The sequence below is a fragment of the Paractinoplanes ovalisporus genome, assembly GCF_016834655.1.
GTDB lineage: Bacteria > Actinomycetota > Actinomycetes > Mycobacteriales > Micromonosporaceae > Actinoplanes > Actinoplanes ovalisporus.
Map to the genome: position 1 here is coordinate 1 of NZ_JAENHP010000035.1, position 19,910 is coordinate 19,910.

Sequence of the window (19,910 nt, forward strand, 5' to 3'; positions counted from 1 at the left end):
AGCACCCACTAATAGGCGCAGCAAGCGTAGCAGGGTGGGTCCCAAACACGTGCACACAGAAACCGGTGCGTGTGACGTGGGACCAAAACGTGCGGCCAAGCGGGACCCTTACTCACGCTCAGAACCAGCCGACAAATGCAAAGGCGATGCGTACGCCAGCTGTATCGCGGTCAACGGAAAGAAGCTGCACGTGAACTGGTTCAAGAGTCGAGTAGCGCTCTACGCGAAAACCTGCCGATACGGCCATAGCCAGGTGCTGATAAACGGCGCCCACTACGCGGACTCCAACGGTGGCCGGGACAAGAGCTACTGCTCCAAGTCGGTCTTCGGGTCGGAGGTCACCACCGGCACCTGGAACGTCAACCGCAACTACGCCAAAGGCACCAAGATCTGCTCGAAGTTCTGGTGGAACAACGGTTCCTCCGGGCCCGGCACCGTCAACGGCTACAAGAGCTTCGGCACCGCCTGCGCGGTCATCGGCTGAACTCGAGCCGCCGACCTCATCAACTCTCGCCTTCCATGGAGATGCCAAGATGACCACGGGCGTCCACGAAGCCGGCACGACTGATGAGCAAGACGAACTACGTCGCTACCGGATCGCCATCAGCATCATGTTCGCCATCGCAGGCACAACCATCGGCACCTGGACCGCGCGGATCCCTGCCATCCAGCACAACATCAAGATGGCCGACAGCAAGCTCAGCATCTGCCTGCTGATCCTCGCAATCGGTGGACTTGTCGGCATGCACGCTGCTGGCCGGCTCATCGATCGACACGGCAGTACCACCGTCATGATCCCACCAGCCCTCGGCCTGGGCGCCACACTCCTACTCGCCGCGCACGCCCCAACCTGGACCACCCTGGCCACCGCATTGCTTAGCTTCGGCGTCCTGCACGGCACCCTGAACGTGGCCATGAACGCCGCGGCCGTCGCCTGTCAGGCCGCTTACCGCCGGCCGATCATGACGTCGTTCCACGCCCTGTTCAGTATCGGCGGCGCGGCTGGTGCCGCCCTCTCGGCCGCCTGCGCCCATATCGGCCTCGGCATCGCCGACGCCTTCGCCGCTGTGGCGGTCGCTTGCACCGCCGCTGCCGGGTGGGCCGTGCATCGCCTTATTCCGGCTCCCACCATCCCGGTCAACGAGCAGGAGCTCGGAGCCGCAGCGGCGCAGGGGATGCAGCGTCCACGGGCCAGGACTCTGCTGCTTGGCCTGCTCGCCTTCAGCGCCTTGATCAGCGAAGGCGCGGCCGCAGATTGGGGCAGCGTGTATCTCACTCGCATCGGCGCATCACCCGCTATGGCCGCCGCCGCGTACGCCGCTTTCGCAGCGAGCATGACAATCGGCCGCTTGGCCGGCGACCGCCTCACCATCTCCATCGCACCCGCCGCGTTGCTGCGAGGCTGTGGCCTGCTCGGCGGCGGTGGTCTAGCTCTCGGCCTTCTCGGCGGCACTCCTGTGACGGCGACTATCGGCTTCGCGTGCCTCGGCGCTGGCCTGTCTTGCGTCGTTCCGCTGTTGTATTCGACGGCAGGGACACTCGATCCACGGCACCCCGGCGCTGCCCTGTCGCGGGTGGCGGCGCTGGGCTACCTGGGCTACGTCATCGGGCCGGCCGTTATCGGGGGCGCAGCGATGCACATTGGCCTTGGCAGCGCACTCTTTATCCTTCCTGCTCTTGCCGTGCTGCTGGTGATTGGCGCTCCGGTCGTTCACCGCAGTCGAGGCCGTCACCACCTTCCAGCAAGAACGCGAACCAGAAGGTCGCCTCAACTCGCTGGGGTGATGAGGTGATCCATCGGGCCCAGCAGCGAGGACAGATGCTCACCGCGCCGCAGGTCTCCCGTGAGCTGATACTTCGCACACCCTTGAAGCAGCCGATCGTCGAACGGCGGCACGTTGCTCCTGCGCTACACCCGCGTTTGGCCAACATCCTGGATCGGCTCGCCACTGTTGCACCCACGAACATCGGCTTTCCAACCGCCGTGGACATCGACTACCGGCCGCTCGCGCCGTTCCTCCGGTACATGATCAACAACGTGGGTGGCCCGGAAGGAGACACCACTTATCCGGCCCATGTCAAAGACCTCGAACGCGACGTCCTCGACTGGTTCGCTGCCCTGTTCCAGGCGCCGCCGGGCTGGACTGGCTACCTGACGAGCGGTGGAACGGAAGGAACGTTGCACGGTCTGCTTAACGCCCGCGATGGTTGCCCAGAGGCGATCGTCTACGCGTCAACAGCGTCCCACTACAGCGTGAAGAAAGCCTGCGACTTGCTCGGACTGCCGCTGGTAAAAATCGCCTCTGACGCTCACGGGCGCATGGATTGTGAGCGTCTGAGGCACGAACTGTCCCGCCGAGGGCATCAGCCTGCCATCGTGGTCGCCACTATCGGCACCACGATGACCGAGGCCGTGGACATTGTGCCCGATATTCGTGCAGCTATCGAGGCGGCGAGAGTTCAGCGGAGTTGGATTCACGCCGACGCAGCCCTAAGCGGCTTACCGCGAGCTTTGTCCGGCCGTCATGACTTTGACTTGGCGGGTGGCTGTGCTGACAGCCTGTCTATATCAGGCCATAAGTGGTGGGGCGCGCCCATTCCATGCGGGGCAGCCCTCATTCGGCGTCCGCCTCGCCGACGTGGCCGTCGGATCGATTACATCGGTTGCTGTGATTCCACAATCAGCGGCTCGCGAGCGGGCCTAGCTGCGGTCATGCTTTGGCACGCGATTACTCGCCATGACGTGGCAGGGCATCGGCGCCGAGTCGAACGCGCCCGTGATGTGGCCAGCTACGCGCTTCGGAAACTCACCGACATTCGATGGGAGTGCTGGAGAAATCCCGATGCTCTGACCATTATGTTGAAGCCACTTCCCGATGTCCTACGCGATCGCTGGCGACTCCCGATTGCAGGCGGCTGGAGTCATTTAATCTGTATGCCCGGTGTTGAGCGGCAGGCTGTGGATGCGCTTACCTCGGAACTCAGCACGTCTAATGAGAGTTTGCTGCGGATGCGCGGATTTGTCGACTAAATACACTCGTCCAAGTTAAAAAGCGTCCTTTGCTAGTGTCTGGAGGTCAATAGCCTATCGCGCCGCCGCGAGGCGCCGCTGCTCGGCCTTGTCGGCAACCCGCTGTAGCATCGCTCGACCCTCTTTTTGGTCCTCTGGCGGCATGGCGTCGAAGAAGTTTCGTACCGCATGAGCGGTTTTCGCAAGACTGTCCACTCTCCGAGTGGCCCGCTTGCGACTCTTGCTAATCTTTGCAGCCATCTGTTTCTCCGTCACGGTTGATAATGATGCAGAGACGTCTGGGATTTGTCGAACGTAGCTCACGTCACTCGCCGTCATACACGGACTGTGACGCCCCGATAACTTTGCGTTCCCGCAGTGCGACTTCTCGCGGCCAAGGCGCCCCGGGAAGATAGGGTTGGGCAAATCGGTCAACTGGAAGAATGTTCCCGTCCTTTGCCTTCCGCTCGTCGGGGGCGAAGAATAAAGAATCAAAGCGCCTTGGGGCGACGCCAATAAATGGCTGAAAGTCCTTGCTTACGGCGGACCCGTACATGGCTTCGGCTCGGCTCTTTGGGTAGGGGTCAAGGTAGACAACCTTGAGGCCGAGGGAAACGAGATGTTTTGCACATCCGTGACACGGAAAAGCGGTGACATAAATGGTAGCACCGTTAATGTCCGTATTGCATTTCAGTGCGGCCATAAGCGCGCCCATCTCGGCATGGACCGTCGTTTGGAACTCTGTCAGATCGCGCACCTTTGCCTTCTTGAGAACACCCCTCAAGAGCCTCGAAACATAGCCGTCCGGATCTCCTTCGAGCTGAGATTTGGCTTCATCGCTAAGGGTCACTCCGTCGGATGACAAGAGGCTAAGCATGTCTCCGACGAGTTCGTGGATATCGAGTGCGCTAGAGTCAATCTCTGGAACGCTTGCCGTCTGTGGATGGATATTTGCGCCGGTTCCAACGATGGTGTCGCGCTGAACGATGGCTGCACCTACCCTCCGTCCCAGTTCCGGTGAAGTAGCACTAGCTCGATCTGCGATACTCATGGCGAGTTCGGCGACCGTCGGCGTTGATCTCCGCGGGTTCCTGAATATCAAGTCGATGACGCGGCCAATTTGACTATCCGGTTGAGAACTCGTATCAATGAACACGTCGGCAGAAGGCAGGGCACCAAGAACGTCTTGGCCGTGGTTGTCTTTTCCTTTCTCTGTGCGATCGCGTTCAAGTAAACCATTGATGATTAAATCAAGCTGACTGGGCGATTGTGTTGCTCTTTTGATGCGGTAGCTTTCGACAAGCTTCTTCTTGCGTAACTTCAGGCTGGCGTGGAGTCCGAAGACTATCACCGACTCCCCGTAGACCTCGCGCAGGAAATCAATCTCCTCTTCGCGTTTCAATGAATCAATGATAAAGGCTGTGGGTGGCTCTGAGATGCGTCGCTCTTCAATTATCCTTAGGATGCCTAGCTTCACGACCGCAGCGTCGTCAGATGCTTCCCGTCGTGCGCGATTCCCTTCGTTGATTAGAATCTCGGCCCTCCTGTCAGGTGAGTCAAATATGTTTAAACGGCCGGCCGATTCCGCAAGGTCGGACAATATGTGACTTAGCTTGATCAGGTGTGCGCGATAATGGTAAAAATTCAACCGTGTTTCAAGGTGTTCATAGAATCGCTCACCGGGGACACCGATTGGTCGAACTATTCCAATGATGAGGTCAGGCCTTGACTCGTTCGTGCCTAGCTTCCTCGCCGGCTTGCTCTCCCTGCTCACATAACTATGAGAGCATCCTCTCCCTGCGACGGGTCCCAAACGCTAGTTATGGCAGGTCTTCATGCCTCTTCGTCCCCTATGGTGAAGATGTAGGATTTCTGATGGGATTGCGTCCGATGGGCGGTTCTGTGCACCTAAGTGTTCGCCGGTTGGGGTGATTGAGAGGCAATAAGCAGTGATTGTCACGCTGAACCGCGACTCGCGCGTTTGTCGGGCCATCTCGTGGTGTTGCCCGGCGACTATCGGCACCGGCGGCTCGTGACTCTTATCCCCATTGACCGGTCGCCCGTCCATCAATCTCCGCGAGTTTCGACCGCACCTCCGCCCGCTGGCGGGGCTGGCTGGCGGCGTCGGGCAGGCGCATGCGGGTAAGGACGAGCATGCGGATCAGCCAGCCGGAGCCGCCGGTGATTTCGGTTAAGTGCAAGATCATGTCGAGTTCCTGGCGGACGGTCGGGGTTGTACTGGCGAGGAACTTCTCGCAGATTTCGAGGATCGTCAGCATCAAGTCGTCGTTGAGTTCGCCCGGATCAATTCCGTGCCGGCCAGCTTTTTGGGAGGCCTCGACCGAGGCCATCGTTAGCCCGTTGGTGTCGGCCTGTGAGAAGCCGGAGGAGTTGATGTTGGCTCCGATCTGCACCTTTACCTGCGCCGCTGATACCGCCCGTCCGTTGTCCGGCGCTGACGGTTTATCCGTGACTAACCCGGTCGTGTAAAGGATGCCGCCCGGCAGCGGTGAGCGCTTAACGTGTGACGTCCCGTTGAGTGCCGACAGAGATGCGAGCGACAATGATCAGGAAACCCTGGCGGGCCGGTGCGCTCGTGCTGGCTACAGTGGCCGCGACTGCGGTCGCGGTGCTTCCGGCAGACGCCGGCGGTCCACGGAGCGGTGCGATCTATGTCGCGCTCGGCGACTCGTACGCGTCAGGAGAGGGGCTGGGGCCGTTCGAAGCGGGCACAGACACGCCTAATGGCGCCAAGACCAACATGTGCCACCGGTCGAAGGTGGACGCGTACGCCGTCAAGGTTGTCAACGGGAAGTACTTGGTTAGACCGGGAGTGAAGGCCACCGAACGAGCGTTCTGGGCCTGCTCCGGCGCGACTACCGAAAGCATGACGAAGGTCGGCGACAAGACTCACTACCAGCAGCCGAAGCAAGTGCCGGACACGGTCGGCGCGAACACCCGTTGGATCAGCCTGTCGGCTGGCGGCAACAACGTGCAGTTCGCCAAGTTGGTTGAGGCCTGCTTGCTCGGTTACACCGCAGGTAGCGCCAGACCATCGGTCGTGCGACTGCCCGCTCGGCCCTTATGCGACGCCCAGCTGAAAACGTCCTCGGGCCGGGTAAAGGCCCTCGGAGGCAGCCTTAAACCCCTGTACGAGAGCCTTTTGAAGCAGGCGCCCAAGGCGAAGCTAGTGGTGGTCGGCTATCCCCGGGTCTTCCCGGCCAGCATGACGTCTGGAGTGTCGCTGAGCGGACTCACCGCCGCGCAACGCACGGCTGCGGGCATCCCGTCCGATGCGTCCAGGTTGTGCCGGACCAACCTTCCCGACCTGGGCTACTGGATCGGCGTCGACGACAGTCACGCCAAGCAGCTGACAGCCTTCTCTCAAGACTTGAACCGCATTGCGTTCCAGCAGGTCAACGCGTTGGCTCGGACATACCCGGGGCGGATCGCGTTCGCCGACACATTCAGCACCTCGGTACCGCACAGCTGCACCGGCCTGACGCGGGATCCAAGTGTGAACGGGATCCGTCTTTCCGTGCAGGGCGCAGGGGCGTGCGCCCCGTTCTGCGGCCCAGTCTCGGAGGCGTCGTTCCACCCGACCCGAGCTGGCGCCGACCGCTTCGGCAAAGTGGTTGAGGCGGCCTTCGGAGGTGACTTCAGCAGTCTGTCCAAATCCTGGAAGGTCACCGGCAAGGCCGGCGAGCCGCTGAAGGCAACGCCGTTCCTATACAGCGGTGGTACCGGTACGGTCTCCGTGGTCCCGGGTGTCGACGGGAAGATTCCACCGTGGTTGACCCTTGGGGCCAGCGCTGGTGCCATCACCCTTGGCGGTACGCCTAGCACGGGAGGCACCTGGACATTTCCAATCACCGTGCAGGACTCCGCGAAACACGTTCTGACTATCACGGTCACTCTGACCGTCAGTTCAGGTACCTCAGTCGGCCTCGGCAAAGTGATCGCGAACCTCGGCGGTGACGCCACACCGGTCGGCTTCAGCCCGACCAAGCCTCTGTTCGCGTACTTCACCAAACCTGCTGACGGCGTCTGCAATCTGAATATCCTCAACACTTCGACGAATGCGGACGATCTGATTGCGACCATGCAGACGTGCGGCAACGCGGAGTGGTCGGCGGACGGCGCCTCATTTCTGCACACCCGGTACGAGGCGTCGGCACGGCGGATCTTCGTCTGGGACACAACGAAGCGAGCCAGTTCGGAGGTCGCTCCCGCGGTGAAGAAGCTGAACGCCAGTGTGCAGGCTCCGCAGATCTCGGCGGACGGCCGGTTCGTATCCTTCACCGGCTATGAGAACGCCACTGCGGTAGGCCGATTCGTCTTCGATCGGCAGTCCAGTAAGGCTGCGCTCGCCCAACGGGGCGAGACACGCAGCTACGAGCAATGGGCGTCCGCCGGGCACCGGATTGTCGCAGCCGACATGACTAATTCAGAGACCGGCAGCAGCACGGTCTGCACCGGTGTGGCGCCCGCTTGCGATCAGATCCTCTGGCCGGACAACAACGGCAACCTCACCGTGACCGGCGACCGGGAGGGTCGGGTCGCGGTGACCAACACGGCTGCCGCCCAGGTCAAGGTGTTCGGCGCCGATGGGGATGTGACGACTGCGCCCGCGGCTGTTCAGGACGCCGTGGGCTGGGGTGCCGGCGGCAACCTGATCGGTACCGGCGCTTTCGCGACGGTGGACCGGCCGATCTATCGGTGGAATACGCGGACCGGTGCGCTCACCGAACTCGGCCGGCTCCGGGACAAGGGCAGGGTGCTTATCTCCCCTGACGCCGTCCGAATCCTGGTCACCGGTGGCAGCCCGGTGATAAGCATCGACGTGGCAACTGCAGCAATTACTGACACGCCGCTGCGCGACGACTATGTGCAGTGGGATCGGACGTCTACGCGCGTGTTCAGCGGCCCGTCCTTCAATCGGGGCGCGCAGATCTGGACGTCCGGTACGAACACTGTGTCCACGCTGGCGCCGTCGTACACATGCTTTTTCGGATTTGGCGGATCGTCGGCGTCCGGCCGTTATGCCCTAGTGGCGGACTCGCCCTATTGCGGCGGCAACCCAACGTATGAAGGTTGGCTTCAGTTCGTCGACCTGACAACAGGCAAAGTTGTTTCACAGGTGCGGGAAGAATTTATGCCGATGATCGGTTCGGTCGACGTCTGGTCCCCGCAGGGCGATGTCGCCTGGATCTACCACTACCCGACCGCGGGCAGCGACGCTCACAGCTTGTTGCTGGTCACACCTCAGGGCTGACCGACTCCACCGGCCCTGACCGCCGCCGTGGTCAGGGCCGGTGCTGGTCCACAGCCTCTCGGGACCGCATCGTGTCGGGATGGTCGGGGCCCAACACCTCCTCGCGGGCGGCGAGCACGGCGCGCAGCTCGGATAGGGATCCACGAGCCAATGCCAAGTTGTGGCGTGACGTCAGCGTGTCTGGATGGTCGCTGCCTAGGACCCGATTGCGGGTAGCGATCGTCTCCCCGTACAGCTGAAGCGCCTCAGCCACGAGGCCGACCGCCTGGAGGCCGCCGGCGAGATTGTTGCGCGACTGAAGCGTGTCCGGATGTTCCGCGCCGAGGACCTGCTCGCGCGTGGCGAGGGTGCTCTCGTACAGGGGAAGCGCCTCGGCATGCATTCCCATCGCCCGCAGGCATCCGGCCAGGTTGTTGCGAGAGTGCAGCGTCTCCGGATGAGCGTCGCCAAGTACTCGTTCGCGGGCGGCGAGGGTTTGCCGGGTCAGTGCGATTGCCTCATCGTGCTTGCCTAGCTCGCGCAGACCGATTCCGAGGTTGCCTGCGACGTGCAGGGTGTCCGGATGTTCTGGGCCGAGGAGCCGCTGCCTGTCTGCGAGTACGGCTGCGCCGAGAGACGCGGCTTCGTCAAGGCGTCCGACAGACCAGAGGCAGCCCGCTGTCACATACCGCGAGGTGATGGTCGCCGGATGGTCCTTGCCCAGGATCTGCTGCCGCAACGTATAGGCACGCTCGGCCATAGAGGCCGCGGTCTTATACCGGCCCTGCCCGCGCAGGTACATTGCGCAGCGCGCCAGAAGCTCCGCGTCCATCGCGTCCAGGGCACCGTGCCCGGCCAGGGCTTCGATATGCGGTACCAGCATCGACCACGTCTCCCAGGTGGCGACGGTGGTCTCCGGATCGCCTTGGGGGATCGCGGCGATGAGCGCCTCGGCGGCGCCTCGCCGACCGTCACCGTTGAAGGCGCGGATGGCGGTCTGGACGAGCCGGTGCATGCTCACTGCCGGGCCGGTCTGTGAAATCAAACTGTACGACGCGGCGAGAGCGACAGCATCGTCCACCTCAAGAGGATCTTGACCATGAGTAAGCAGCGCCAACGGTATCCGGTCAGGGGAGAGGTACGCCATGATCGCGAGCAGTCTGCTCGCGAGCGGGTTCTCGGCCTCGATCGCGTCGATCGAGACGTGCCAGGTGCGGGACGCCGGACTCTCTGCGGGCCTCGTCCGTGGCGCTACGTCAAGAACCCGAATGGGATTCCGGGCCAGTCTTTCGCGATACTCGGTGGTACTGACGTGTGGACGTTCGGCGAGGTAGGCCGCCGCGTGGCTCAGCGCCAACGGCAAGTCACCCAGGTCCATAGCGATCCTGTCGAGCTCGGCGCGTTCGCCGTACCGTCCCGACCGGCGCTCAAGTAACTCCAGACTGGCCTTCCGCTCAAGGACCGGGACCGGCACAGGAACCAGGCCGAGTAGATCCCAATCCAGGCCGCGCCGACTGGTCACAAGCACCCGCCCGTCGCCTGACGCAGCGAGGATCCCTTCGATCGCGACCGGGTCAACCACATTGTCGAGGACCACCAACCAGCCGCTGTGGGTGGCCAGCCAACGTAGCGCCCAAGCGGCGGTGTCGGCGATACCGGCCGAGACGGGCCAGCCCGGCCGCAGGCCGCGGGTGAGTTTGCACAACCCAGCGGCGACGGTTTCCGAGGTTTCCGCATCAATCCACCAAAGTGGTTTGTATCGGTGGCGGAAAGAGTGTGCGTACTGCAGCGCCAGCTCTGTCTTACCGACGCCGCCGAGCCCGAACACTGCCGGCCCGATCGTGATACCGGTGCGGGCCGCGTCGATCCGCTCATTCAGATGGCCAAGGATGGCGGCACGGCCGAAGATATGAGGCACCGCCCGTCGTGGCAGGTTGGCGAGGCCCTCGAAGGGTTCCACGACCGGCGAGCCCTCCCGCTCGGAGCGGACCCGCTCCCACTCCGCTCGGAAGTCGTTCGGCTCGCCCTGACACGCCCGAACATAGTCTACGACGGTGTCCCACTTGGGCAGTTGCTCGCCGCCAGCCGCCTCGGCCAACGCGCTACGCGAACGGCCCGTGTACCGCGCCATCTTCTGATACGTCGGGTTATCGGCGCTTTCCCGCAGCTGCCGCAGCCGGTTTGCGAAGGCGTGCAGCGTGTCAGCATCGGGGTGCAGCACGCGTTCCGGGCGTGGCATGCCAGCCATCGTAGGCGGCCCTGCGGCCGACCTGGCTCCACCGTCTGGTCTCCGATATCGGACTGGCAGGGGTGGTGCCATCCCCTCGGATCCGAGGTCCCGTAGTGGCAACCCTGGCTAGCGGTTCCGCCGGGGGCGCCGATGCAAATCACCTGCGGAGCGGGCCCGGGTGGGGTGTCGACATAACAAGACGGGTGGTGCGTCGGCCGGGACTCCCTAGGCGTACCGAGGACCTCGGGGGCCCATCGAAGCCGACTTTCGGTTTGCCCCCAACAAAGCGATGGTCGATGCACGTGATTAGCGCAGCTGACCGAGTTCTGTCTCCGGGGTTGTCGGCTGTGTCCGTTGGCCGGACTTAGGTAGTTGCCCGTTTTGGGCGCCACTGACGGTCTCCCCGGCCTTGTCGCACGGGAGTCGCATGCCCTCGTTGAGCGCTTCTGATCCGCGTCCCGGCCGCCAACCTTGCCGTCGGCAATTTGACGTTAGCCACCAAAGCTCTTCCGGCGTAGTCCAGACACCCGTGCTGGTCGGAGTGCCGACTCCGCTGGGAGCGTTGCCGGTGCCGCACGAATTCAGCCCGGCTGAGGTCGCCGATCGCGTGTGGCGGTGTGCGGGGGCGGTCCGGCCACGCACCTTGATAGCGGTGTCGTCAGCTGACGGTGGGGTGGGTAGGTCGACACTCGTGGCGGCATTGGGTGGTTTGCTAGCGCTGGCGGTTCCAGGCCCCGTTCTAGCCGTCGACATGAACCCTGTGCCCTGGGGCGGCCTCGCTGATCGAATCGGTCGACAGAGCACCGCCACCGTCTGGGACACAGTTCGTGACCTCAACTCACTGACGTCAGCCGAGGAAATACAGCGCTGGACGCAGCGCGGCCCGACAGGACTGTTGGCCCTGGCAGGCGAGACCGAAGGACAGGGGCGCCGTCCTCCGCAGCACGACGAGGCGGCCGCGGTCGTAGAAGTGGTCCGTCGCTTGGTGGCGGTGACCGTGTGCGATGTGATGCCAGCGCTAATCACCGGCGTGTGGCGAACTCTGCATACTGCCCAGGCACCGGTGATCGTTGCGCGGGCCAGTACCGACAGCATCCGTCACAGCCTTCGGCTGCTCGCGCATCTCCGGGCGGCCGGGTACGGGCCGGTTGCGGACCGAGCGGTGCTCGCGGTCTCGGCCACCTCGCCGCGGATAGCTCGAGAAGTCCGTGCAGTGCTGAAGCAGGCGCGATCCGCGGTGCCGACGATCGTGAGCATCCCGTTCGATGTCGGGCTGTCAGTTCCAGAGCCGATTGATGTCCGTCGGCTGAGAAAGCAGACGCGGCATGCCTTGGTCCATCTGGCCGAACAGGTGCTGCTGCGCTGCATCGCTCCGGTAGCTGGAGGCCGGCCAGCATGAGCAGCCTCTCGCGCGCCTTCGCGGCAGCAGCCACTCGGGCGATGGCCGCTCCGAGCCCTGCTCCAGCCGGGCCTGGGCCAGGTGGCGTCGACTGGAGCCGAATTCACCCTGACCCCGGTGCGGTGCCGCGTCCGGAGCTCTTCTACACGATCATGAACGGGCTGCTCTACATCGGCGTTTTTGCGGCCGGCGGCGCTCTGCTGGCGGGCCTGATCGCCTTCGGGGTCGGGCCGATCTTCGGCGCTCATATCGCGTCGGATCGAGGCAGAAGCATGATGTGGAAGGGCGTGCTGATCGCCTTCGGGGTCGGCTCCTTCACCGCGATCATGGCATTTCTGATGGGGTCGCTGTGACCGGCGAATCCGTCGGCCTTCTGCGCCTACGGCAGTGGCTGTTCATAGTTGCGACCGCCCTGCTTCTCCTCTTCTTGGGGCCGTCGCGTGCCGAGGCAGAACCGACACCTGCGCCGTCATATCCAGCGGGAGGGGAGTGCGCCGCGAAGGCTCCCGCTGCGGTGGCCTGGTGCATGCCGTGGGCATTCAGGGTGGACACACCCCCGGCTAGGAGCCGCTCGCACTGGGTAACCCGATGCAGCCTGGCCTCCACCGCTGCCGACCGTGCATCGTGTGCGGCTGCGAGCATCACACTTGCCTCGACCCCGCGTGACGGCACTGCATCAGTGTTGGGCGATGGACCCTCCGACGGGCGGGGCCCGGAGGGTTTAGTCAACTGCGCGCTGCTGACCGGGCCAGGACCAATCGGCGCGGATCCCGGTCAGGACGTGAGATGGGAGCCGAAGCGGAGCGCGTGCGCGAAGCATGTCGCGGTTTGGGCGCAGCAGATGTACGACCCGGATCCCAAACCTGCCGACTGCGGACTGACCGACGCGTCCTGCCAGATCCGACGCAAGGCACAAGATGCCGTCGCTGGCGGAGTGCGTTCCGGCGTTCAAGGTCTGGCCGATGTCTCGGTCCAGGCCATGGTGTACCTGCTGTCGCGCCTGGCGACCGTGGTCTTCACCTCGACGTCGATCTCGGCGCCGGACGACGCTTTCTACTCGGTCTACAACAGCGTCGCCGGCGTGATGGTCCTGCTGACCATGGTGTTCTTCCTTATCTCGCTGATCATCAACGGGCTCCGTACCGGCGGTGGGCCGGGACCGCTGGCCACCCTCGGTGGTCTGGTACGCGCGATCCTGGGCATCACGTTCGCCGGCGGCATCGCGTTTCTGATCGTCATCGCCTGGGACCAGGCCACCAACGCCGTGATCGCGGCGAACGCGGCAACCCCTTGGGAGCCATCGCAGTGGGTCACCGCGCTGACGGACCTTTCGGGCGGCGTCGGGACCCTGTTCCTAGCCCTCATCCTCTCGCTCTTCGGCTGCCTCGGATTGATGCTGCTGCTTTTCATCATGCTGTTCCGCGGCATCCTCGCGACCGGCGCGGCATTGTTCGGCGCTGTGGCGATGTCCGGGCAGGTGATCGAGCAAGGCCGCCCGTGGGGGAGGCGCTGGTTCTGGACCGTCAACGCTCTCGCGAGCTCCAAATTCGTGATCGCTCAGCTGTGGATCTACGGCAGCCGTTCCGCGTACGGGTCCGACGACCTGATGACGGTGCTTCGAGCTGTGCTGCTGATCTGGCTGATGGTGGCCGCACCGTGGATTCTGCTGCGGCTGACGACCATCTGGGACGGCTACCTGTCGGATGTCAACGCCTACGGCCTGATCTCGGCAGGCGGAAGTCCCTTGTCGATGGCCCCCGCGTTCGCTGATGGTCTCCAAGCCGGCGCAGCAGCCGCGCCAAGCCCAGGCAGCTCCGGCGGTGGTGAAGCGAACGCCGCCGGCTTGATGGCCGCGAACTCGTCGAGCATGCCGACAACACCCTCCGATACGGCCACCAGCGGCGGCACCAGCAGTGGGCAGCAAACCGCTGACAGCGCGTCGACTGGTGGCGACAGTGGACCGGTCGGCCAGCCCACGAATGCGGCTGGCGAACGGCCGACCGGGTCCACCGCCGACGCCCCCAACGCGGAGGAAGCCGATGGCGTGCGAGACGCCGGTCAAACCGCTGACCAGATGGTTTCCGCCGGAACGCTCAGTTCGCCGACTCAGGAAGCTCCGGGACGTGATCAGCCGACCAGCGGTTCGTCCGTACCGAGCGCTCGCGAAGCGGCCTCAGCTGCAGGCGAAGCGCCGATCGTGCCTCTGTGACATCGAAGATCAGGGAGCGAACGTGTTTCAGTTTCCGCCACGTACCACCCGCGGAGTCCTGCTCGGCTTCGCCCTGTCGCAGATCGGCATGGTTGTTGCCGGAGTCATCAGCGCGATCATCGCACTGAACCTGCTCGCTGCGGGGCGAGTCGTTGGAGCGTTGACGTTCTTCGCCGTCGCTATAGCGCTGAACCTGTTGGCGTTCCTGCGGTTCAAGGGCCGGCGTCTGACCGAATGGTTACCGATCGTGGTCGCAGCGCTGGTTCAGCGAGGAACGGGCCAAAGTGAGTACCGCGGCGGCCCCTGGGCACCTGACGCCAGCCGAGAGCACATGGATCTCCCAGGGCCGGCGGCCGGATATCGGTGGGTCGCAGCGACCGCACCTGATGGGCTGACCAAGGTCGGACTGTTGGTGCACCGTGGCGAGCGAACCGTGACGGCTGCGCTCACCTGCTACGGCGAAAACCTGATCCTCGCTGACCGAGACGTGCAGACACGTCGCCTGACGGATTGGGCCCAGCTCCTGAATATCCTGGGCACCGACTTCACCGACGCAGGGCTGGTGAGGTGGGCGGTCACCGCCCGAGCGGTGCCGGACACCGGCAACCGGGCGCAGCGGTTTCTCGCTGACCGAGCCGTTGAGACAAGCTCGCCCGCGTACCGATCGCTGTCGGAGCTGACTGCTGCCGCCGCACCAGCGGCGCAACGGCATGACGTCCACCTCAGCGTGGTATTCGACCTTTCCCGCCTCTCAAGCGAAGTACGTGATGGAGGCGGCACCGATGAGGCGTTGGCGGGCGCCGTGTACGAGCGGCTCGCCGGGATCGAGTCAGCGGTCGCCGAAGCGGGGGTGGTGACCGGCGGCTGGCTTTCGCCGCGGACTTTCGCTGCGCTGCTGCGTACGCAATTTGACCCTGATGACCAGGAGACCATCGACCTCCGCACCAACACTGCAGAGGCGGGGGTGTCACCCAGGTTGGCAGGCCCGGTCGCCGCTCGTACGGTCGGCTGGACCACCTACGAGCACGACTCCGCGTTCTCGCGGACGCTGTGGGTGGCTCAGATGCCACGACAGCCAGTGGATGCGACCTGGTTGACGCCGCTCTACATGCGCACCACGTGTCGACGCACTGTCACCTTGGTGGCGCAGCCTGTCCCCTCGGGGCTGGCGGAGCTGGCTACCCGCCGGGACAAGGTTGCTCGCGCCGGAGACGAGGTGACCAAGCGCAAGCTGCGTCTCGTGCGAACTGCCCGCGAGGATGCTGAATCCCGTGCGGTCGAGCAAATCGACCGGGAACAGGCCGCAGGGCACGTCCGCTATCGGTACGCACTCATGGTTGCGGTCACAGCCCGCACCCTCGAGGGCTTGGACCAGGACGTCCATCAGGTCAAGAGAGTCCTGTCGCGTGCCGGGTGCGAGGCGGTGGTGCTGGCCGGTGAGCAGGACCAAGCGTTCGCCGCGGCCGCGCTGCCGCTCGCCCGCGGCCTCAAGCCGATGCGAGGTTGGAGCGCATGAGCCGTCTAAATCGGCTACGACGTGAGGGATCGCTGGCCGACCGGATCAGCCGGCGGGCCGCAGCCCAGGATCTGCTCCGTGCCGAACGGACTCTCGCGTACGAGCAGCGTGGGCTCGACCAAGCGAGCGCGCGTCTCCTCGGACCGCCTGCGGCCGGCAGGCACGGCGGATACGGTCGCAGGGCCGGGCGGGTGACCCGACTGCTCGGCCTCCCTCCTCTCGTCACAACCTCCGCCCAACTTTGTTCCGTGTTCCCGTTCGTCACGGATCCCGGGCTTCCGGTCGACGGACCGTTGATCGGCACCGAGGTCTACAGCCGCTCTGCCTTCACCTTCTCCTTGCACGAGCTCTACCGGGCGAAGGCAGTCACCGCGCCCAACATGGCGGTCACCGGCGAGATCGGCTCGGCAAAGTCCTCCCTGCTGAAATGCTTGGCATTCCGATCGATTCCGTTCGGCGTTCGCTTCTACACCTGCGACTACAAGGGTGAGTACGAGCTCCTGGCTGACCTTGCCGGTGTCAAGCCGGTCCGGATCGGACCAGGACTCGGGGTCGTGATGAACCCGCTCGCAGGAATCCGCCGCCATCCCGGACAGACCGAACAGCAGTGGCTCCATACCCAGCGCGCACGCCGCCTGCTCCTGCTAGAAGGCCTGCTGGAGATCCAGCTCGGCGGGCCGCTGACGGAACCAGAGCGATCCCTCCTCGAGTACGCCGTCGACGCCGTTACCCAGGAGCACGAAGCCTCCGCTGGTCGGATGGCTACGCCAACCCTGTCCAACGTCCTCGCCGCCACAGGCCGGCCCGGGCTGTGGTCGCACCGACTCGACCGGCTCGCCTACCCGCTGGAAACCTTCGTCGCCGATTCCCGGCGGGTCCGCCTCGCTCTCGAACGCCTTGTGTCCGGGGCGCTCGGCGGCGTGTTCGACGGCCCAGAATCCTCCTCTGCGTCTCTGGACTTCACCGAGGCCGGCGCAGTGCTGGACCTGCGGGCGATCCGATCGTCTGACGCCATGACCGCGATGGCTATGACCTGCGCCCAGTCGTGGCTCGAGGCCGAACTCTCCTCGCCTGACGCGCCCCCGCGGGTCTGCTTCTACGACGAGTTCGCTCTGATCGCTCGGCACCTGCCGTTGATTCGCCGTACACGTGAGCAGCTCAAACTCGCTCGTGCCCTCGGCGTGGCCAACGTCCTCGCTTTCCACCGCTTCAGCGACCTGGCCGCTTCCGGGTCCGCCGACTCCGAGCAGGTACGCATCGCCCGAGGGCTCATTGAGGACTGCGGTGTCCGGGTCTCGTACCGGCAAGCCACAGGCAGCCTGGAGCAGGCCCGCGAATTCCTCGGCACTTCCGACGTGGAGACCGACCTCCTGCGGTATCTGCGCCAAGGGGTCGGCCTCTGGAAGATCGGCGTACGTTCGTACGTCGTCAAACACCAGCTGTCCCGCACTGAAACTGCGATGGTTCACACTGACAGCCGGATGACCGCGGACGAAGCCCCGTACGCAGAAGCGCGGTCGCCCGAGACCCCGGGGGCGGCGTCGTGAAGCCGCATCTCTCGACCCCGGGGCGTCGTCTCCCCCGACAAGGCCATATCCGCGCCGACGTCAGGGTACGGCTGGCCCTGCTCGCCATCTTCACATGGCTGTTGTTCGGTGCAGCCCTATCACTGTGGCTTGCTGGTCAGCTGAGTGCACTACTCAGCTGGAACCGATGGCCCGCAGTTGGTCTTGGCGACGTGCCGGGGATCTCCCTGCGCCTCGCCGCCCACTTCAACGACCCGGCCGCCGCCTGGCCTACCGACGTTCGTGCTCATTTGGGACCGGCGTTGTTGCTTTACAGCTGCTGGCTCGTCACCTTCGCCGTGCACGTGGCGGCTCCGAGCGCCGTCGCCATACATGGGGCGCGTACGCGGCTTCGTCGAGCGGGCTTCGCGACGTGGCGTGATCTGCGCCGGCTCTTATCAGCTGAGGCCGTGCTTAAGCGGGTCGACGTTGTCCGGCCCGGTCTGACCGTCAGCGACGCGGACAACCCCGCCGTCGCGTCCGCCAAGGCGCAACGCCGTACGGATCCACTCGAGGTTGCGCGCTTCCTCGGCACCGACGTCATCAGCCGCCGGCCGCTGTATCTGGTCAACGAGTACACGATGCTCGCAGCCGCCGTTCCTCGCTTCGGAGGGAAGACCACCCGGTACGTCATCCCCGCTGTCGCCGACGCTCGCGGTGCAGTGCTGACGACCTCTACCCGCTTGGACGTCGCCGAGGTCACCTATCACCGCCGCGTACAACGTGGGCCGACGTTCATCTTCGAACCGCAGGGTGAGATCCCGGGCGTACCTCGGTTGCGGTGGTCACCGATCGAAGGCGCGCAGGACCAAATCGTCGCGATGCTGCGTGCCACCGGCCTCGCGTCTGGCTCGGGGATCGGCGACGAGAGCGTGGAGAACGGCCGGTGGTTTCGGGACCAGGCCGCAACGATTCTGCGCGGACTGCTGCACGCTGCAGCGCTCGACGACGCCGCGACTATGGTCGACGTCCTCGCCTGGAGCCAGAACCCGACAAACCCCCGCCCCGAGCGGATTCTGCGGGCGCACGGCGTGGACAACTGGGCCGACCGGCTCACCCGGCATCGGGAGACCACCGGCCGTGCCCGCGACACCATCCAATCCGTTGTCTCCGGCGCGCTGGACGCATTCAACGACCCGCGAGTCCTGAAGGCCTGCTCGCCGCCGCGCGGAACCCAGTTCAAGCCCCTGGACTGGCTGGCCGAGTCCGGCACCCTCTACCTGGTCGGCACCAGGGACGCCCAGGCACTGATCGCACCGCTGCTGGCCGCGATCTGCGAGGACCTCATCTATCACGCCAAGACGCGGGCCCTGACCATGCCGGGCGGACGCATCGAGCCGGCCCTCTATTTCATCGGCGACGAAATCGCCAACATCGCCCCGCTTCCGTCATTGCCGAGCCTGATGAGCGAGGGCGGCGGCTCTGGCATCTCTGTCAGCGTCTTTGCTCAGAATTTGCCTCAGCTACGGGAGCGATGGGGCGACAAGGGCGGGCAGGCGATCGCCGACGCTGCCAACGCTCGCCTGATCATCGGCGGCAGCAGCGACGTCGGATCCCTGCGTGACGCCCAAGCACTCGCTGGGCAGATCAGCGAAGTCACTTCCGGCGCCAGCTGGGGCGGCGCCCACGCCTCCATCAGCGAATCAGCCCGCCGGGAACACCTCCTCGACCTCGCCGATCTGCGGACCCTGCCCGAAGGGCGGGCCGTGGCGTTCGTCGGCAACCTGCCTCCGGTCGAGCTCGCCGTGCCGGCCTGGTGGGAACGCGCCGACGCCGACGACCTGACCGCCGGCCGTGATGCGTTTCGCCGCATGCTTGCCAAGGAATCCTGATGGACACCTTCAACTTTCAGCTGCCCGACGACCCGTCACCGGACATGCTCGCTACGGCACAGCTCGGCGGCGCTGTCAGCCAGCTCGCCGCCGCGGTCGAAAGCCTTCATCAGCAGCATCTTCAGCTGCGCCGCATCGTCGAACAGGCCCACTCGACCGGCGCTTCCCGCACCGGAATGCGCGAGCTGCCGTGGCCGCTGCGCTGGCGCAACCTGAATCGGCCCGCCGCGGCACAGACGTGGGCGTGGCTGATCGACTGGGTCGGCTGGTTCGTTGACCGCTATCACCTCACGGAGGAGATCCCGGCTTGCTGGCCGCAACATCCACCACTGGTCGATGAACTCACCGCTTTGGCTGCTGCCTGGCACAGCTGTTACGACGACAATGCCCACCCCGACGGGCCGCTGCTGTGGCATGAACGCCTCACCCGTGCGCGCGACCGGCTCCGCGAGTGGGATGACTACAACCGGTGCCGGAACGGCACCCACTCCGCCCGACCCCGAGACCTCACATGGGCCGACGGCTGGCACGCCAGCGCCATCGAAGCGGCCAACAACGACCTGACAGGTCGTACGGAGCCTGTTGCATCGGAGCAGCCGTGAGTCAACCAGCCGAGGTTACGACCGCACATGACTGGGATCGCCTCAACGCGCTGCTCGCTGCCCTGGTCTTCGACATCGAGGAGCTCTGGGATCAGATCACCGATTCCAACCAAGACTCCAGTGAGCAGGAGGAAGCCGTGCCCACCGACGACGCCGACATCGACTACGACTTCGATCGCGAAGCCTGGCTGGATGAAGAAAGACACCGCCCTCTCGATCTTGAGGCCGGGGGAGGGCACGACCCGGCCTTGGCAGACGCGCCAGAGCTCGACGGCTGATGGCTACTTCCAATT

General features: G+C 64.7%; 15 protein-coding genes. 12 read left to right on the top strand and 3 right to left on the bottom strand.

The window, feature by feature from the left end; all coding sequences use genetic code 11:
- The first annotated feature begins 190 nt into the window (after positions 1-190).
- The 3 genes from JIG36_RS48515 to JIG36_RS48525 are packed head-to-tail and all read left to right on the top strand — an operon-like array spanning position 191 to position 3,031.
- Positions 191-484 carry a hypothetical protein gene (locus tag JIG36_RS48515; RefSeq protein WP_236049937.1) on the top strand — a complete coding sequence of 98 codons (294 nt, stop codon included), beginning with the start codon at positions 191-193 and terminating at the stop codon, positions 482-484.
- A gap of 49 nt (positions 485-533) precedes the next feature.
- Complete coding sequence (locus JIG36_RS48520; protein WP_203383724.1) at positions 534-1,793, top strand: MFS transporter; 1,260 nt, start codon at positions 534-536, stop codon at positions 1,791-1,793.
- A gap of 26 nt (positions 1,794-1,819) precedes the next feature.
- Entirely contained in the window at positions 1,820-3,031 is a 1,212-nt protein-coding gene (locus tag JIG36_RS48525; RefSeq protein WP_203383725.1) for a histidine decarboxylase, read from the top strand.
- A 304-nt stretch (positions 3,032-3,335) separates the two neighbouring features.
- Here JIG36_RS48525 and JIG36_RS54560 read toward each other — a convergent pair whose 3' ends face one another.
- Positions 3,336-4,784, bottom strand: coding sequence for a deaminase (locus JIG36_RS54560; RefSeq protein ID WP_203383726.1), 1,449 nt, complete (start codon positions 4,782-4,784; stop codon positions 3,336-3,338).
- A 265-nt stretch (positions 4,785-5,049) separates the two neighbouring features.
- Positions 5,050-5,424: a VHS/ENTH/ANTH domain-containing protein gene (locus JIG36_RS48535; protein ID WP_203383727.1), complete on the bottom strand. Its 375-nt coding sequence runs from the start codon at positions 5,422-5,424 to the stop codon at positions 5,050-5,052.
- 149 nt (positions 5,425-5,573) lie between these two features.
- Between JIG36_RS48535 and JIG36_RS48540 the strand changes: the two genes are divergently transcribed.
- Complete coding sequence (locus JIG36_RS48540) at positions 5,574-8,285, top strand: putative Ig domain-containing protein (RefSeq protein WP_203383728.1); 2,712 nt, start codon at positions 5,574-5,576, stop codon at positions 8,283-8,285.
- Positions 8,286-8,316: 31 nt separating this feature from the next.
- Here JIG36_RS48540 and fxsT read toward each other — a convergent pair whose 3' ends face one another.
- Entirely contained in the window at positions 8,317-10,503 is a 2,187-nt protein-coding gene (fxsT, locus tag JIG36_RS48545) for an FxSxx-COOH system tetratricopeptide repeat protein (RefSeq protein WP_203383729.1), read from the bottom strand.
- A 742-nt stretch (positions 10,504-11,245) separates the two neighbouring features.
- Between fxsT and JIG36_RS48550 the strand changes: the two genes are divergently transcribed.
- From JIG36_RS48550 to JIG36_RS48585, 8 genes are all read left to right on the top strand, one after another.
- Complete coding sequence (locus JIG36_RS48550) at positions 11,246-11,893, top strand: MinD/ParA family ATP-binding protein (protein WP_203383730.1); 648 nt, start codon at positions 11,246-11,248, stop codon at positions 11,891-11,893.
- 152 nt (positions 11,894-12,045) lie between these two features.
- Positions 12,046-12,246 (top strand): hypothetical protein, encoded by a 201-nt coding sequence (locus JIG36_RS52945; protein WP_236049939.1) that lies wholly within the window; start codon positions 12,046-12,048, stop codon positions 12,244-12,246.
- 488 nt (positions 12,247-12,734) lie between these two features.
- Positions 12,735-14,102, top strand: a complete 1,368-nt coding sequence (locus JIG36_RS48560; protein ID WP_203383732.1) for a hypothetical protein — start codon at positions 12,735-12,737, stop codon at positions 14,100-14,102.
- A gap of 22 nt (positions 14,103-14,124) precedes the next feature.
- Positions 14,125-15,618: an SCO6880 family protein gene (locus JIG36_RS48565; protein ID WP_307873218.1), complete on the top strand. Its 1,494-nt coding sequence runs from the start codon at positions 14,125-14,127 to the stop codon at positions 15,616-15,618.
- Positions 15,619-15,866: 248 nt separating this feature from the next.
- Positions 15,867-17,165: a putative type IV secretion/conjugal transfer ATPase gene (locus JIG36_RS48570; RefSeq protein ID WP_307873219.1), complete on the top strand. Its 1,299-nt coding sequence runs from the start codon at positions 15,867-15,869 to the stop codon at positions 17,163-17,165.
- On the top strand, positions 17,162-19,015 hold the full coding sequence (locus JIG36_RS48575; protein ID WP_307873220.1) for a type IV secretory system conjugative DNA transfer family protein: 1,854 nt from the start codon (positions 17,162-17,164) through the stop codon (positions 19,013-19,015). Before JIG36_RS48570 ends, JIG36_RS48575 begins: the two co-directional genes overlap by 4 nt.
- A complete protein-coding gene (locus JIG36_RS48580) occupies positions 19,015-19,617 on the top strand; it encodes a hypothetical protein (RefSeq protein ID WP_203383733.1) in 603 nt (200 codons plus the stop codon). The genes JIG36_RS48575 and JIG36_RS48580 overlap by 1 nt, the downstream gene beginning before the upstream one ends.
- The gene (locus tag JIG36_RS48585; RefSeq protein ID WP_203383734.1) at positions 19,614-19,895 is read left to right on the top strand and encodes a hypothetical protein; all 282 of its coding nucleotides are present in this window, start codon (positions 19,614-19,616) and stop codon (positions 19,893-19,895) included. Before JIG36_RS48580 ends, JIG36_RS48585 begins: the two co-directional genes overlap by 4 nt.
- Positions 19,896-19,910 lie beyond the last annotated feature (15 nt).